Consider the following 14,782-nt stretch of genomic DNA (forward strand, 5'->3'; position numbering starts at 1 on the left):
AGGAGGCTTTATGCAGTTCCCACACACACCTCAGCAAACACAACTGCCGTTGTTCGAAGTGTTTCTGGCACAACCCATGGCGCCGATCCTGAAAGATGTGGTCGAGCGTCCATGGATCGCCGAACCCGAAGTGTTCAGTGAGCTGTCACTGCGCGGTGCTGCCGGGAACTGCCTGAACCTGCTAGCCCCGATATTGCGCGAACTGAGTGACAATCAGGACGCTCGCTGGCTCACCCTGATCGCTCCACCGGCCAGTCTGACCCAGACCTGGCTGCGCGAAGCCGGATTGAATCGCGAGCGCATCCTGCTGCTGCAACCGCGCGGCACGCAGACTGCCCAGCAACTGGCTTGTGAAGCATTGCGTCTGGGTCGCAGCCACACTGTGGTGACCTGGTTGAACCCATTGAACTCAGGCTCACGGCAACAACTGATCAGCGCCGCCCGTACTGGGGACGCTCAGAGTTTGAATATTCGTTTGGGTTGATTCAGCAATAAAGCGCGCTGTGTGAAGCGCATGGCTTCTCAAGGGACAGAGAAGCCGATCTACTGGGTCGGGAATCAGTGAAGAACCCGCGTCCCCTCATCCTTGTCAAACTCGCCTTCAACCATACGACCTGCCATCTGCACGCCGACGCTCAACATCGCCTTGGCGATTTCCACGTGCTGACCTTGCAGGAATGCCTTGGCATCCTCGGAGAAATCCAGAGTCACCAAAGTACCTTCGTCCTCAGCTCTGCGCAGCTCGATTCGGCCGTCTGGTAATTCGACAATTTCTAGAAAGGACGTTGGCATGTAGGTCTGTTCTCCACGAAAGGCAGCGATTATATAGACATCGTTCAGGCTTCGCTCAGGATCTTGACCAGCAGCATGCATCTCGTCGGCTCTGGCCACGCCTCCTCAGCACTCGTTCAAGCCTTCACGAAAACGCAGAGCCAGACCCTTGAGGTTCTGCCGCCAGCTCTCCAGTTCTTCGCGACTCAACTCTTCTGGCGTGTTTTCCTCATCCAGGTTAACCGCCTGAATCAACGGCTGCGTTACATCACCCTTGGGCTTGCGTGGCGCGCGCGGCGGCTGAAACAACGCTGAGTGGGCGGCCAGCAATTGCGCCAGCCAGGTTTCCCGATTGCCCGCCAACTCGATCATCTCGGCCAGTTCCGGAATCGCGATCGACTCCAGCACTTCACGGTTCAACAACGCTTCGGCGCGCGGCGCACTGGCCTGCGGTAGCCGGTAGAACCCGGCGATTTCATGACACAGGCCCAGCAACGCCCCATAAAGATGAAACAGCGCCGATTCACGCCCGGCCTGCATCAGCGCCGGTGAATTCATCGCCCGCCCGTCTTCGGCTCTGGCCAAGGCTTCGAGCGACAGGCCGGCGAAGTAGATTTTCTGGTTGGTGCGGGTATAGAGCTCGTGGGCCATGACGGCAGCCTCCACAACGAAATAATTGCTTCACACAGGCCGGACAGTGTCGGGGATCAGCCAATCCGACCGCAAGCACAAAACCAAAAAGCCGCATGAAAACCCGAGGGTCGTCATGCGGCTTTTTTAGCGCTGGCCGATTTGATCGGCCAATGATCAGATCAACCGATCATTCCTTGGCGGCTTTCGCGGGTTTCGCGGCGGTACGTTTGTCGTCAACGGTCCACTTGCCACCATCGAAGTAAGCCTTCCAGCCGGTAGGCTTGCCGTCGACTTCGGTCTGCACGTATTGCTCCTTGGTCTTGCGGCTGTAGCGGATTACCGCTGGCAGACCATCAGGATCCTTCTGCGGAGCGTCACACAGGAAGTGATACTTCGGATCGATCTCGTCCTTGTGCGGCAGAATCTCGAGCACCAGCGGAGCACGCGTCTCGCGGTTTTTCGGGAACTGACTGGCAGCGAGGAACAGACCAGAAGCACCGTCGCGCAGGATATAGGTGTCGTTGACCTTTTCGCATTTCAGCTCAGGCATCTTCACCGGATCCATCTTCGGCGGCGCTGCGTCACCGCTTTTCAGCAGTTTGCGGGTGTTCTTGCAGGTCGCGTTAGTGCAGCCGAAGAACTTGCCGAAACGGCCGGTCTTGAGCTGCATCTCGCTACCGCACTTGTCGCATTCCAGGCTCGGGCCTTCATAGCCTTTGATCCGGTAGCTGCCTTCTTCGATTTCGTAGCCAGCGCAGTCCGGGTTGTTACCGCAGATGTGCAGCTTGCGCTTCTCATCGAGCAGGTAAGCGTCCATCGCCGTGCTGCAGATCGGGCAGCGATGCTTGCCGCGCAGTACCAGCGATTCCGACTCACCCTCGTCGTCCGCAGCGATTTCATCGCCCGGCACCAGATTGACGGTAGCCTTGCAGCGCTCTTTCGGCGGCAGGCTATAACCCGAGCAACCGAGGAACACGCCGGTCGATGCGGTACGAATCTGCATCGGACGACCGCAAGTGGTGCACGGAATATCGGTCATTACCGGCTGGTTGGCACGCATGCCGGATTCCGGATTTTCGGCTACTTCGAGCTTCTTCTTGAAGTCGCCGTAAAACTCGTCCAGCACATTCTTCCAGTCGCGCTCACCCTGAGCCACGTCATCGAGGTTCTCTTCCATGCCAGCGGTGAAGCCGTAGTCCATGAGGTTGGAGAAGCTCTCCGACAAACGCTCGGTGACGATGTCACCCATCTTTTCCGAATAGAAACGACGGTTGTGCAGGGTCACGTAGCCGCGATCCTGAATGGTTGAAATGATCGCTGCGTAGGTCGAAGGACGACCGATGCCGCGTTTTTCCATTTCTTTCACCAGGCTGGCTTCCGAATAACGCGCCGGCGGCTTGGTGAAGTGCTGGGTCGGATCAAGCTTGATCAGCTTCATCACATCGCCCTGCGCCATGTCGGGCAGAACGTCATCATCGCCCGGTTTGGCGATTTGCGGCATGACACGGGTATAACCGTCGAACTTCAGGATGCGGCCCTTGGCGCGCAGCTCGAACTCGCTGGCAGCAACAGTGACGGTGGTCGACAGGTATTGCGCCGGCAGCATCTGGCAAGCCAGAAATTGGCGCCAGATCAGCTCGTAGAGGCGCTCAGCATCGCGCTCCATACCAGCCAGCTTGCTTGGCGTGGTGTTGGCGTCGGATGGACGAATTGCTTCGTGAGCCTCTTGTGCGCCTTCCTTGCTGCTGTAGACGTTCGGCGCTTCCGGCAGGTAATTCTTGCCGAACTCGGTTTCGATGTATTCGCGCGCCATCGTCACGGCATCAGCCGAGAGATTGGTCGAGTCGGTACGCATATAAGTGATGTAGCCGGCTTCGTACAGACGCTGAGCCATCATCATGGTTTTCTTCACGCCGAAGCCCAGGCGGTTGCTCGCGGCCTGTTGCAGAGTCGAGGTGATGAAAGGTGCCGACGGCTTGCTGCTGGTCGGCTTGTCTTCGCGCTTGACGATGCTGTAGCTGGAAGACTTGAGCTTCTCCAGCGCGCCCATGGCCTGCGCTTCGTTGAGCGGCTTGAAGGCTTCACCCTTCTCACGTGCCACTTCGAAACGTACGGTCGAGCCTTTGGTGGTGCCGAGATCGGCATGCACTTCCCAGTACTCTTCCGGGTTGAACGCGCGAATTTCACGCTCACGCTCAACCACCAGCTTCACGGCTACCGATTGCACGCGACCGGCGGACAGACCACGAGCGATCTTGGCCCAGAGCAGCGGCGAAACCATGTAGCCAACAACGCGGTCGAGGAAACGACGCGCTTGCTGAGCATTGACGCGGTCAATGTCCAGTTCGCCTGGCTTGGAGAAGGCTTCCTGAATCGCCTTCTTGGTGATTTCGTTGAACACCACGCGCTTGTAGCGGCTGTCATCACCACCGATGGCTTCGCGCAGGTGCCAGGCAATGGCTTCCCCCTCGCGATCCAAGTCGGTTGCGAGATAGATGGTGTCAGCATCTTTGGCGAGCCGGCGCAGCTCTTCTATGACCTTTTCCTTGCCCGGGAGGATCTCGTACTGGGCTTTCCAGCCCTGATCGGGATCGACACCCATGCGCGAGACAAGCTGCTTGCGCGCCTTCTCTTTCGGCGTGAGCACCGGCGCTTCACCTGCGGCAGCCTTGCCGCGCTTGGCGGCTGGCTCTTTGCTGGCGCTAGCCGAACCGCTGGTGGGCAGGTCTCGGATATGGCCGATACTCGACTTCACCACGTATTGGTTGCCCAGATACTTGTTGATGGTCTTGGCCTTAGCCGGGGATTCCACAATGACCAGCGATTTGCCCATGGATCAGAAAATTCCTGAATTCTAGAAGTGAAAGGCGGTTGGCGCCTGACGCGGCACCGCTATATATAGTGGCTACAAGGTGAGGTCAAGCGCAGGGTATTGCGCGCACTCGCCTTATGGCCTGGAAAAAAGGCTTGGTTCGGCTTGCACCAAAGCAAAGCGTGGGACCTGCTCGCCGTCAACCTCGACGGACTCCAGAAACATGCTCAAGGGACGCACCCAAAAGCCGTAATCGCCATACAGGGCTTGGTAAAACACTACTTCTTCTTCAGTCTCGGAATGCCGCGCGACGTTGAAAACGCGGTACTGCGGACCTTTGTAATGCTGGTAGAGCCCAGGTTGTATCGGCATGGTTTGGCCCTCCCTCAATTTTTTTCAAAATAAAAACAAAATAAATCCACAAAAACAAAAACCGGGGCACTTGGCCCCGGCTTCCATCGACAAGACGCTTAGACGCGTTCGAAGACGGTGGAGATGCCTTGGCCGAGACCAATGCACATGGTAGCAACCCCGAAGGTGCCGCCATTCTGCTTCATCACGTTGAGCAAAGTGCCGGAAATCCGTGCACCGGAGCAACCGAACGGGTGACCCAGGGCGATCGCGCCGCCGTGCAGGTTAACCTTCTCGTTCATCTTGTCGAGTACTTTCAGATCTTTCAGCACTGGCAGAGCCTGTGCAGCGAAAGCTTCGTTGAGCTCGAAGAAGTCGATATCGTTGATGCCAAGGCCCGCACGCTTCAGTGCTTTCTGGGTAGCCGGTACCGGACCATAGCCCATGATTGCCGGATCCACACCCGCCACCGCCATCGAACGAATTACCGCCAATGGCTGAATGCCGAGATCCTGCGCACGCTGCGCCGACATCACGATCATGCACGAAGCACCATCGGTGATCTGCGACGAAGTACCGGCAGTCACGGTGCCGCCCTTTGGATTAAAGGCTGGCTTCAACGCCGCCAGGCTTTCCAGGGTGGTTTCCGGACGAATGGTTTCGTCGTAGTCGAACAGTTTCAGGAAACCGTTCTCGTCGTAGCCCTGCATCGGGATGATTTCGTCTTGGAACTTGCCTTCCAGGGTCGCCTTGTGAGCGAGCTGGTGCGAGCGCACGCCGAAAGCGTCCTGTTGCTCGCGAGTGATGCCGTGCATTTTGCCGAGCATTTCCGCGGTCAGGCCCATCATGCCCGAGGCTTTCGCCGCGTACAGCGACATGTGCGGGTTCGGATCGACACCGTGCATCATGCTCACGTGGCCCATATGCTCGACGCCACCCACCACGAACACGTCACCGTTACCGGTCATGATTGCTTGCGCAGCAGTGTGCAGAGCGCTCATCGACGAGCCGCACAGGCGGCTGACGGTCTGGCCGGCAGCAGTGTGCGGGATCTGGGTCATCAGCGACGCCATGCGCGCGATGTTCCAGCCCTGTTCCAGGGTCTGGTTGACGCAGCCCCAGATCACGTCTTCGACTTCGTTAGGATCAACCTTGACGTTGCGTTCCAGCAATTTGCTGATCAGGTGCGCCGACATGTCTTCGGCGCGGGTGTTGCGGTGCATGCCGCCCTTGGAGCGGCCCATCGGAGTACGACCGAAGTCGACAATCACGACGTCTCTTGGATTCAAGCTCATAAAATTTCACTCTCGCTCAAAAGTTGGGACGCTTAACCGAAGAACCGTTGGCCGGTTTTGGCCATTTCACGCAGCTTCGCGGTCGGGTGGTACAGCGCGCCCAAATCAGCGTACTGGTCAGCCAGGGCAACGAACTCGGCAACACCGACGGAATCGATGTAGCGCAGCGCACCGCCACGGAATGGAGGGAAACCGATACCGTAGACCAGACCCATGTCGGCTTCGGCGGCGGTCTCGACAATGCCGTCTTCCAGGCAACGCACGGTTTCCAGGCACAGCGGGATCATCATCCAGTTGATGATGTCTTCGTCGGTAACTTCGCGCTGCTCGTAAACGATCGGCTTGAGCACTTCCAGAACCGATGGGTCAGCGACTTTCTTCTGCTTGCCCTTCTTGTCGGTCTCGTAGGCGTAGAAGCCCTTGCCGTTCTTCTGACCGAGGCGTTTGGCTTCGTACAGCACGTCGATGGCCGAACGACGGTCATCCTTCATACGATCCGGGAAGCCTTCAGCCATCACGTCACGACCGTGGTGACCGGTGTCGATGCCGACCACGTCCATCAGGTATGCCGGGCCCATCGGCCAGCCGAATTTCTCCATGACCTTGTCGATACGGACGAAGTCCACACCGGCGCTGACCAATTTGGCGAAACCACCGAAGTACGGGAACAGTACGCGGTTGACCAGGAAGCCTGGGCAATCGTTGACGACGATCGGGTTCTTGCCCATTTTTTTGGCGTAGGCAACGGTAGTGGCGACAGCCAGCTCGCTGGACTTCTCGCCACGGATCACTTCCACCAGCGGCATCATGTGCACCGGGTTGAAGAAGTGCATGCCGACGAAGTTTTCCGGACGCTTGAGGGCTTTGGCCAACAAGCTGATGGAGATGGTCGACGTGTTGGACGCGAGGATGGTGTCCTCTTTGACCTTGTCTTCAACTTCAGCCAGTACCGCTTGCTTGACCTTCGGGTTCTCTACCACGGCCTCAACCACCAGGTCGACGTGACCGAAGTCGCCGTAAGACAGGGTCGGACGAATGCCGTTGAGCACTTCAGCCATTTTCGCCGGAGTCATGCGACCTTTATCAACGCGGCCAACCAGCAGTTTGGCGGCTTCAGCCAGACCCTGCTCGATACCGTGCTCGTTGATATCCTTCATCAGGATCGGCGTGCCTTTGGAGGCCGACTGATAAGCGATACCGCCACCCATGATGCCAGCGCCCAGTACGGCGGCCTGCTTCACGTCTTTGGCGATTTCGTCGTAGGCCTTGGCCTTTTTCTTCAGTTCCTGATCGTTCAGGAACAGACCGATCAAGCTCTGCGCGGCAGAGGTCTTGGCCAGTTTGACGAAACCGGCAGCTTCGACGTCCAGCGCTTTGTCGCGACCGAAGTTCGCAGCTTTCTGGATGGTCTTGATCGCTTCAACTGGCGCCGGGTAGTTCGGGCCAGCCTGACCGGCCACGAAACCTTTGGCGGTTTCGAAAGCCATCATTTGTTCGATTGCGTTCAGCTTGAGCTTTTCCAGCTTCGGCTGGCGCTTGGCCTTGTAGTCGAACTCGCCGGAAATGGCGCGCTTGATCAGCTCCAGGGCAGCTTCTTGCAGCTTCTCGGGAGCAACTACGGCATCGACTGCGCCGACTTTCAGCGCGTCTTCAGGACGGTTTTCCTTGCCTGCGGCAATCCACTCGATGGCGTTGTCGGCACCGATCAGGCGCGGCAGACGCACGGTACCGCCGAAGCCCGGGTAGATGCCCAGTTTGACTTCCGGCAGACCGATCTTGGCCTTGGTGGACATGACGCGGTAGTCCGCCGCCAGACACATTTCCAGACCGCCACCGAGGGCGATGCCGTTGATCGCGGCGACAGTCGGAACGTTGAGGTCTTCGAAATCGCTGAAGATCTTGTTGGCTTCGAGATTGCCAGCAACCAGCTCCGCATCCGGCAGCTTGAAGTTCTCGACAAATTCGGTGATGTCGGCGCCGACGATGAATACGTCTTTGCCACTGCTGACGATCACGCCCTTGATCGAAGCATCTGCCTTGATGGTGTCTACGGCCTGACGCAGTTCGTTCAGGGTTAGACGGTTGAACTTGTTGACGGACTCACCCTTGAGGTCGAATTTCAATTCGACGATGCCACTTTCAAGAGCTTTAACCGTGATGGCTTTACCTTCGTAAATCATCAACTGATCTCCACGATATGGAAGCTGAACAGTACACGTCGGACGCAGGCGAATGGCTCGGCAGGACGTTGTTTCGTCGCTGCTGACACCAATCCACCCGGCACACCCGCCAACGCGATAGTCGGGATTCTGTAGGAGCGGTCTGCAATACAAACGCTCAATTCATACGCCCGTTTGATTTGGGTACGTCACCTTCACGGAATTTCCGACAATTGTCAATCGCCCGAAATACGGGTTGAAATGCGACTTTGCAGTCATTTCCGTAGGACGCAGCCCTGCGACACCTCGCCGCATGCAAAGCCATTCATAAGATCAATTGTTAGAAATGTCGCCCTAATTCGCGGCGGGGCTTGTTTAACAGGCTACGCTGGCAGGACTACAAAGAAAAACGCCCAACAGATTTACCGGCCTGCCTGGCCTACCCCGCCCGATGAATCATGTCGGGCTTTTTATTGCGCGTCTGCCGGACGTTTCGCACCGTTGCAGTGCGAAATGTCCGCGAGTCATGCCAGCGCTTTCAGAGTGGCATCGATATTCTGCAAAACCGTCGCCTCGCCCTTCTCACTCCAGTACAAGGCGATCATTTGCTTGTCGGCTTCGACCTTGAACACGTTGTCCGGCAATTTTTCGAAATGATTGAGCAACGCCGGATCTTCACATGGCTCCTGCCATTGATTGACCCACAAACCCGGAGATTTCTGCCAGTAGCTCCAGCACGCCGGCCGACTGCCGCGCCGTGGCCGAATGTACTGCGCACACGGGTTCGGCGGCTCCTGAGCGAGCCAGTGCGGCCACTCCTGCTTCGCCAGTTGCATGGTCAGCCCGATCCGTCGCGCCTCCGCTCTCAGGGCGATCCGCCCGCTCTGCGCGCGCGAGGGGCGCAACCATGCCAGCGGACTCAAGACCACCAGCAGGATTGACACCACTAACCAGACCGTCATATCTCTACTCCCGATTTTTCGAATGAGCGCATTGCGTCACTTTGGAACCAATGCGCTTGAAACCAGCCATACTTAACAATATTGAACCCTCACGAGGAGCACCTCATGCCCTACCACCATATCTTGGTCGCCGTAGACCTGACTGAAGAGTGCGACCCTGTGATCCACCGCGCCCGCGAGCTGTCGGTGAGCAACACGGCCAAGCTGTCGCTGGTGCATATCGTCGAGCCGATGGCCATGGCGTTCGGCGGCGATGTGCCAATGGATCTGTCACAACTGCAACAACAGCAGTTCGATCAGGCCAAGGAGCGGCTTGAGCGCTTGAAGCAAAAGTACCCTGAGCTTGTGGGCGCCAATTGCCACCTGACCTACGGCCAGCCGCGTCAGGAGATCCACCACTTCGCCAAAGAGCAAAGCTGCGATCTGATCGTGGTCGGCAGCCATGGTCGTCACGGCCTGGCACTGCTGCTCGGTTCGACCGCCAACGATGTGCTGCACGGCGCACCTTGCGATGTGCTGGCGGTGCATCTGGTCAAGCGCTGATATTTCAGCTGCGCTTGCAAAAAGCCCGGCCTCACGCGAATGAGGCCGGGCTTTTTTATGGCGCGATCAATCAGGCATCCAGCTCGGCCCAACGCTCGACCAGTACTTCCAGCTCAGCCTGCAACTGCTCCAGCGAAGCAATTACCTTGGCGGTCTCGGCCGCAGGACGCTGGTAGAAACCGCCATCGGCCATCTCGGCTTCGACTGCAGCAATCTGCTGCTCCTTGGCATCGATGTCGCCCGGCAACGCTTCCAGCTCGCGCTGCAGCTTGTAGCTCAGCTTCTTCTTGGCAGCAGGCGCGGCAGCAGCGGCCGGAGCCGGCGCAGCGGTGACTACGGCCGAGTTCAAGTCAGCCTTGCCGGATTTGCTTTCAGTCACGCCGAGCAGGCGCGGCGAACCGCCCTGACGCAGCCAGTCCTGATAACCACCGACGTACTCGCGAACCTTGCCTTCACCTTCGAAGACCAGCGTGCTGGTCACCACGTTGTCGAGGAATGCCCGGTCGTGGCTGACCATCAGCACGGTGCCGTTGAAGGTCAACAGCACTTCTTCAAGCAGTTCGAGGGTTTCCACGTCGAGGTCGTTGGTTGGTTCGTCGAGCACCAGCAGGTTCGCCGGTTTGCTGAACAGCTTGGCCAGCAGCAGACGCGCACGCTCGCCACCGGACAGGGCTTTCACCGGAGTCCGTGCACGTTGCGGGCTGAACAGGAAGTCGCCCAGGTAGCTCAACACGTGGCGGCTTTGGCCGTCTATGTCGATGAAGTCGCGACCTTCGGCAACGTTGTCGATCACGGTTTTTTCCAAATCCAGCTGATGGCGCAACTGGTCGAAGTACGCGACGTCGATCCGCGTGCCCTCTTCCACTTTGCCGCTGGTTGGCTGCAAGCCGCTGAGCATCAGTTTCAGCAGCGTGGTCTTGCCGGTACCGTTGGCGCCGAGCAGACCGATACGGTCGCCGCGCTGCAGGACCATGGAGAAATCCTTGATCAGGAACGGGCCGCCCGGGTGCGCGAAGCTCACGTTATCGAGCACCATCACCTGCTTGCCGGACTTGTCAGCGGTGTCCAGCTGAATGTTGGCCTTGCCGGTGCGCTCGCGACGCTCACTGCGCTCAACGCGTAGGGCTTTCAGGGCGCGCACGCGGCCTTCGTTACGGGTACGACGAGCCTTGATGCCCTGACGGATCCACACTTCTTCCTGAGCCAGACGCTTGTCGAACAGCGCGTTGGCGGTGGCTTCGGCAGCCAGTTCGGCTTCTTTGTGCACGAGGAAACTGGCGTAGTCGCCGTTCCAGTCGATCAGGCCGCCGCGATCCAGTTCGAGGATGCGCGTGGCAAGGTTTTGCAGGAAGGAACGGTCGTGCGTGATGAACAGCACGGCGCCCTGGAAATCCTTCAGCGCTTCTTCAAGCCAGGCAATCGCACCGATATCCAGGTGGTTGGTTGGTTCGTCGAGCAACAGCAGATCCGGCTCGGACACCAACGCCTGCGCCAGCAGCACGCGACGACGCCAGCCGCCGGACAACTCGGCGAGGGTCTTGTCAGCGGGCAGTTGCAGGCGGCTCAGGGTGCTGTCGACCAGGGTCTGCAAGCGCCAGCCGTCACGGGCTTCGAGGTCGTGCTGAACGTGCATCAGCTTGTCCAGATCCGCGTCGGTGACGATGTTCTGGCTCAGGTGATGGTATTCGGCGAGCAGCGCGCCAACGCCGTCGAGGCCCTCGGCCACCACGTCGAATACTGTCCGCTCGTCGGCCACGGGCAATTCTTGCGGCAATTCGCCGATTTTCAGACCGGGGGCACGCCAAACGGAGCCGTCATCGGGCTTCTGGTCGCCCTTGACCAGTTTCATCATGCTGGACTTGCCAGTGCCGTTGCGGCCGATGATGCACACCCGCTCACCACGGGCGATCTGCCAGGACACCTTGTCCAACAACGGCATCGCGCCGAATGCAAGGGACACATCGCTGAATTTGAGCAGGGTCATGAGCTTCTCCAAAAACCGGGGGCGCATTCTACCTGAATCGAGACCCGAACAGGCCGGCAATTTCACCGCTGAAGCACTCTGCACAACATTTGTTGCGATCTTGTGCAACAAGGCCGGCAAAGCTTTCGCCGCTTGCTGGCAAAAGGCTAAGCTACAGACAATTCAGTGCCGGTTTGATCGCCGGTGCTTGTCATGATTTCTCTGCCCGGATGTCTCATGCGCAGTCGCCTTTTCAGTGTTTTGTCCTGTTTGCTACTTTCCGCCGCTGCCGTTCAATCCGCCCAGGCGGTGGACCTGTCCACCCAGCGTCAGTATTACGATGAAGCCAAACGCGCTCTGGCCAAGGGCGATACCGGCCCGTATTTCCGTTACAGCCAGGCTTTGGCCGATTACCCGCTCGAACCCTATCTGGCCTACGACGAACTGACCGCTCGCCTGAAAACCGCGAGCAACGCGGAAATCGAGAAATTCCTCGCCGAACACGGTGACCTGCCTCAGGCCAACTGGATGAAGTTGCGCTGGTTGCGCTGGCTGGCCGATCGCGGCGACTGGGCGACTTTCGTCAAGTATTACGACCCGAAACTCAATTTCACCGAACTCGACTGCCTGAACGCGCAGTACCAGATCAGCCACAACCAAAAGACTCAAGGCTACGCCAATGCCGACAAGCTTTGGCTGACCGGCAAATCGCAGCCGGCCGCGTGCGATGCACTGTTCGGCATCTGGGCCGCCGAAGGTCAACTGACCGAACAGAAACGCTGGGAGCGCACCAAACTTGCTGCGCAGAATCGCAACTATCCGCTGGCCAACAGTCTGGTCAACGGTCTGACCACCCTAGCCCCGCGCGGTCGCTTGCTGGTGGATGTAGCGCAGAAACCTGAGCTGCTCAACCAGCCTTCGCGCTTCACCCCGGCCGATGAGCCGATGTCCGACGTGGTCAGCCTCGGCCTGCGCCGTCTCGCGCGCCAGGACCCGGACAAGGCCATGGCCCTGCTCGACGGTTACGCCAGCAGCATGCATTTCTCTCGCGATGAGAAAGTCGCGATCGCCCGGGAAATGGGCCTGACTCTGGCCCGGCGTTTTGACAGTCGCGCGCTGGACGTGATGACCAAGTACGACCCGGAACTGCGCGACAACACCGTTTCCGAATGGCGCCTGCGTCTGCTGTTGCGTCTGGCGCGTTGGGACGATGCCTATCAGTTGACCCGCCGTCTGCCACAGGATCTGGCCACCACCAATCGCTGGCGCTACTGGCAGGCGCGCAGCCTCGAACTGGCGCAGCCGCAGAACCCGGAAGCCCAGACCCTGTACAAAAACCTGTCCCGCGAGCGTGATTTCTACGGATTCCTCGCCGCCGATCGCTCGCAATCGCCGTACTCGTTGAACAACAAACCGCTGGTGCTCAGCCAGGCGCTGATCAACAAAGTTCGCAACACGCCGGGCGTACGCCGAGCGCTGGAGTTTCACGCACGGGGGCAGATCGTAGATGGCCGCCGCGAGTGGTACCACGTCAGCCGCCATTTCAATCGCGATGAAATGGTTGCCCAAGCCAAACTGGCTTACGACCTGAAATGGTATTTCCCGGCAATCCGCACCATCAGTCAGGCGCAGTACTGGGACGACCTGGACATCCGCTTCCCGATGGCCCACCGCGAGACGCTGGTACGCGAAGCCAAGGTGCGTGGCCTGCATTCGAGCTGGGTGTTTGCTATCACGCGTCAGGAAAGCGCGTTCATGGACGATGCCCGCTCCGGTGTCGGCGCCAGCGGCCTGATGCAACTGATGCCCGGCACCGCCAAGGAAACCGCGCGCAAGTTCAGCATCCCGCTCGCCTCACCACAGCAAGTGCTCGACCCGGACAAGAACATCCAGCTCGGCGCCGCTTACCTGAGTCAGGTGCACAGCCAGTTCAACGGCAACCGCGTGCTCGCCTCCGCCGCCTACAACGCCGGCCCCGGCCGCGTGCGTCAGTGGCTGCGCGGCGCCGATCATCTGAGTTTCGATGTCTGGGTAGAAAGCATCCCGTTCGACGAAACCCGCCAGTACGTGCAGAACGTGCTGTCGTACTCGGTGATCTACGGCCAGAAACTCAACTCGCCGCAGCCGCTGGTGGATTGGCATGAGCGGTATTTTGATGATCAGTAAGTACGCAGTGATTTGCTGACTGCTTACGCAAAAAAATGCCCGCATCGAGAGATGCGGGCATTTTTTGTTTTCAGTGCAGTGAGCTCACTTCCATCTCGAAACCAGACGCTTTCCGCTCTCGGTCAGACGGTACTTCTGGGCCGGACTGCTAGGCGTCTCAGGATCCGTCATCTCAATCATCTCGCTAATCAACGCAGGCTTGAGGTAGTTCGCCCGGAATGTTGCTTTGTGCGTCAAACCCATTGCAGCCATCAAATCACTGATCCTCAGAGATCGCCCGTCTAGCGCTCGCAGAAGTCGCTCTACTGGGTCGGTTACTGGGTCGGTTACTGGGTCGATCAGTGATTCACTGTTGATCGCTTCATGCAGGGCCACGTTCAATGCATTGAGCATGAACTCCACAAACGGCGTCGATTCTGCCATTTGATCAGCCGCAGAGAGCGCCGCGTAATATTCATCCTGTTGCTCGCGAACCACCGCTTCCACAGGCAAGTACGCCAACACCGGTCGCCACTGGCTAAGGATCAACGTCTGCCAAATCCGGCCCATGCGACCGTTTCCATCAGCGAATGGGTGGATGAATTCGAACTCATAATGGAATACACAGCTCGTGATCAGCGGGTGCCAGTCCGACGTATCGAGCCAAGCCAACAAATCGTCGATCAAATGCGCGATGCGGCTTGGCGGCGGAGCCATGTGCACCAGGCGCTCACCACGATAAATACCCACGCCCGCCCGGCGAAAGTGCCCGCACTCATCAATAAGGCCGCGCATGAGCAACTCATGCGCTTTCAGCAAATCGACGCGGCTGCCAGGCTTCCAGTCAGGCATGCACTCATACGCCGCGAAGGCATTGCGTACTTCCTGAATTTCCTTGGGAAGACCCAACACACGTTGCCCGGCCAGCACTGCAGTCACCTGCTCGATACTGAGCGTGTTGTTTTCAATCGCCAAGGACGCTTGAATCGTGCGGATACGATTGCCTCGCCGCAATTGCGGTGTCTGCCGACTGCTGTCCGTAGCCGAAAGCTGACCGATCTGCTCGCTGATTTCGGCGATCAAAGCGAGCATTCGGGGGGTCAGGGTCAATGGAGGTTGGTAGCGACTCATGTCCTTATCCAGGCGTT

12 protein-coding genes are annotated in these 14,782 nt (G+C 58.6%); 3 read left to right on the top strand and 9 right to left on the bottom strand.

Going from position 1 to position 14,782, the window contains the following annotated elements; translation table 11 throughout:
• The first annotated feature begins 10 nt into the window (after positions 1 to 10).
• Positions 11 to 484 (top strand): SOS-induced cell division inhibitor SulA, encoded by a 474-nt coding sequence (gene sulA / locus ACP7BN_RS11380; RefSeq protein WP_426204113.1) that lies wholly within the window; start codon positions 11 to 13, stop codon positions 482 to 484.
• Positions 485 to 558: 74 nt separating this feature from the next.
• Here the strand turns inward: sulA and ACP7BN_RS11385 are convergent, their stop codons facing one another.
• The 7 genes from ACP7BN_RS11385 to ACP7BN_RS11415 all read right to left on the bottom strand — a co-directional run bounded on the left by ACP7BN_RS11385 (position 559) and on the right by ACP7BN_RS11415 (position 8,983).
• The gene (locus ACP7BN_RS11385; protein WP_420650694.1) at positions 559 to 792 is read right to left on the bottom strand and encodes a hypothetical protein; all 234 of its coding nucleotides are present in this window, start codon (positions 790 to 792) and stop codon (positions 559 to 561) included.
• A 105-nt stretch (positions 793 to 897) separates the two neighbouring features.
• The gene (locus ACP7BN_RS11390) at positions 898 to 1,422 is read right to left on the bottom strand and encodes a DUF6586 family protein (protein ID WP_420650644.1); all 525 of its coding nucleotides are present in this window, start codon (positions 1,420 to 1,422) and stop codon (positions 898 to 900) included.
• Between the two features lie 169 nt (positions 1,423 to 1,591).
• Positions 1,592 to 4,237 carry a type I DNA topoisomerase gene (topA, locus tag ACP7BN_RS11395; RefSeq protein WP_426204114.1) on the bottom strand — a complete coding sequence of 882 codons (2,646 nt, stop codon included), beginning with the start codon at positions 4,235 to 4,237 and terminating at the stop codon, positions 1,592 to 1,594.
• Positions 4,238 to 4,351: 114 nt separating this feature from the next.
• Positions 4,352 to 4,588, bottom strand: coding sequence for a DUF1653 domain-containing protein (locus ACP7BN_RS11400; RefSeq protein WP_095165329.1), 237 nt, complete (start codon positions 4,586 to 4,588; stop codon positions 4,352 to 4,354).
• 98 nt (positions 4,589 to 4,686) lie between these two features.
• Positions 4,687 to 5,862 carry an acetyl-CoA C-acyltransferase FadA gene (gene fadA, locus ACP7BN_RS11405; RefSeq protein ID WP_426204116.1) on the bottom strand — a complete coding sequence of 392 codons (1,176 nt, stop codon included), beginning with the start codon at positions 5,860 to 5,862 and terminating at the stop codon, positions 4,687 to 4,689.
• Positions 5,863 to 5,894: 32 nt separating this feature from the next.
• Entirely contained in the window at positions 5,895 to 8,042 is a 2,148-nt protein-coding gene (gene fadB / locus ACP7BN_RS11410; protein ID WP_426204118.1) for a fatty acid oxidation complex subunit alpha FadB, read from the bottom strand.
• A 503-nt stretch (positions 8,043 to 8,545) separates the two neighbouring features.
• A complete protein-coding gene (locus ACP7BN_RS11415; protein ID WP_426204120.1) occupies positions 8,546 to 8,983 on the bottom strand; it encodes a hypothetical protein in 438 nt (145 codons plus the stop codon).
• 105 nt (positions 8,984 to 9,088) lie between these two features.
• Between ACP7BN_RS11415 and ACP7BN_RS11420 the strand changes: the two genes are divergently transcribed.
• Positions 9,089 to 9,526 (top strand): universal stress protein, encoded by a 438-nt coding sequence (locus tag ACP7BN_RS11420; RefSeq protein WP_426204122.1) that lies wholly within the window; start codon positions 9,089 to 9,091, stop codon positions 9,524 to 9,526.
• 70 nt (positions 9,527 to 9,596) lie between these two features.
• Here the strand turns inward: ACP7BN_RS11420 and ACP7BN_RS11425 are convergent, their stop codons facing one another.
• Entirely contained in the window at positions 9,597 to 11,510 is a 1,914-nt protein-coding gene (locus ACP7BN_RS11425; RefSeq protein WP_420650639.1) for an ATP-binding cassette domain-containing protein, read from the bottom strand.
• 216 nt (positions 11,511 to 11,726) lie between these two features.
• Between ACP7BN_RS11425 and ACP7BN_RS11430 the strand changes: the two genes are divergently transcribed.
• Positions 11,727 to 13,655, top strand: coding sequence for a transglycosylase SLT domain-containing protein (locus tag ACP7BN_RS11430; protein WP_426204124.1), 1,929 nt, complete (start codon positions 11,727 to 11,729; stop codon positions 13,653 to 13,655).
• An 84-nt stretch (positions 13,656 to 13,739) separates the two neighbouring features.
• Here the strand turns inward: ACP7BN_RS11430 and ACP7BN_RS11435 are convergent, their stop codons facing one another.
• Positions 13,740 to 14,765 (bottom strand): Fic family protein, encoded by a 1,026-nt coding sequence (locus ACP7BN_RS11435; RefSeq protein WP_426204125.1) that lies wholly within the window; start codon positions 14,763 to 14,765, stop codon positions 13,740 to 13,742.
• Positions 14,766 to 14,782 lie beyond the last annotated feature (17 nt).

The organism is Pseudomonas sp. TWP3-1 (assembly GCF_049896625.1).
Lineage (GTDB): Bacteria > Pseudomonadota > Gammaproteobacteria > Pseudomonadales > Pseudomonadaceae > Aquipseudomonas.

Coding starts and splice junctions, on each gene's coding strand:
- ACP7BN_RS11415 (WP_426204120.1), bottom strand. CDS start 8,983: ATGACGGTCTGGTTAGTGGTGTCAATCCTGCTGGTGGTCTTGAGTCCG.
- ACP7BN_RS11435 (WP_426204125.1), bottom strand. CDS start 14,765: ATGAGTCGCTACCAACCTCCATTGACCCTGACCCCCCGAATGCTCGCT.
- ACP7BN_RS11420 (WP_426204122.1), top strand. CDS start 9,089: ATGCCCTACCACCATATCTTGGTCGCCGTAGACCTGACTGAAGAGTGC.
- fadA (WP_426204116.1), bottom strand. CDS start 5,862: ATGAGCTTGAATCCAAGAGACGTCGTGATTGTCGACTTCGGTCGTACT.
- ACP7BN_RS11400 (WP_095165329.1), bottom strand. CDS start 4,588: ATGCCGATACAACCTGGGCTCTACCAGCATTACAAAGGTCCGCAGTAC.
- ACP7BN_RS11390 (WP_420650644.1), bottom strand. CDS start 1,422: ATGGCCCACGAGCTCTATACCCGCACCAACCAGAAAATCTACTTCGCC.
- fadB (WP_426204118.1), bottom strand. CDS start 8,042: ATGATTTACGAAGGTAAAGCCATCACGGTTAAAGCTCTTGAAAGTGGC.
- ACP7BN_RS11385 (WP_420650694.1), bottom strand. CDS start 792: ATGCCAACGTCCTTTCTAGAAATTGTCGAATTACCAGACGGCCGAATC.
- topA (WP_426204114.1), bottom strand. CDS start 4,237: ATGGGCAAATCGCTGGTCATTGTGGAATCCCCGGCTAAGGCCAAGACC.
- sulA (WP_426204113.1), top strand. CDS start 11: ATGCAGTTCCCACACACACCTCAGCAAACACAACTGCCGTTGTTCGAA.
- ACP7BN_RS11430 (WP_426204124.1), top strand. CDS start 11,727: ATGCGCAGTCGCCTTTTCAGTGTTTTGTCCTGTTTGCTACTTTCCGCC.
- ACP7BN_RS11425 (WP_420650639.1), bottom strand. CDS start 11,510: ATGACCCTGCTCAAATTCAGCGATGTGTCCCTTGCATTCGGCGCGATG.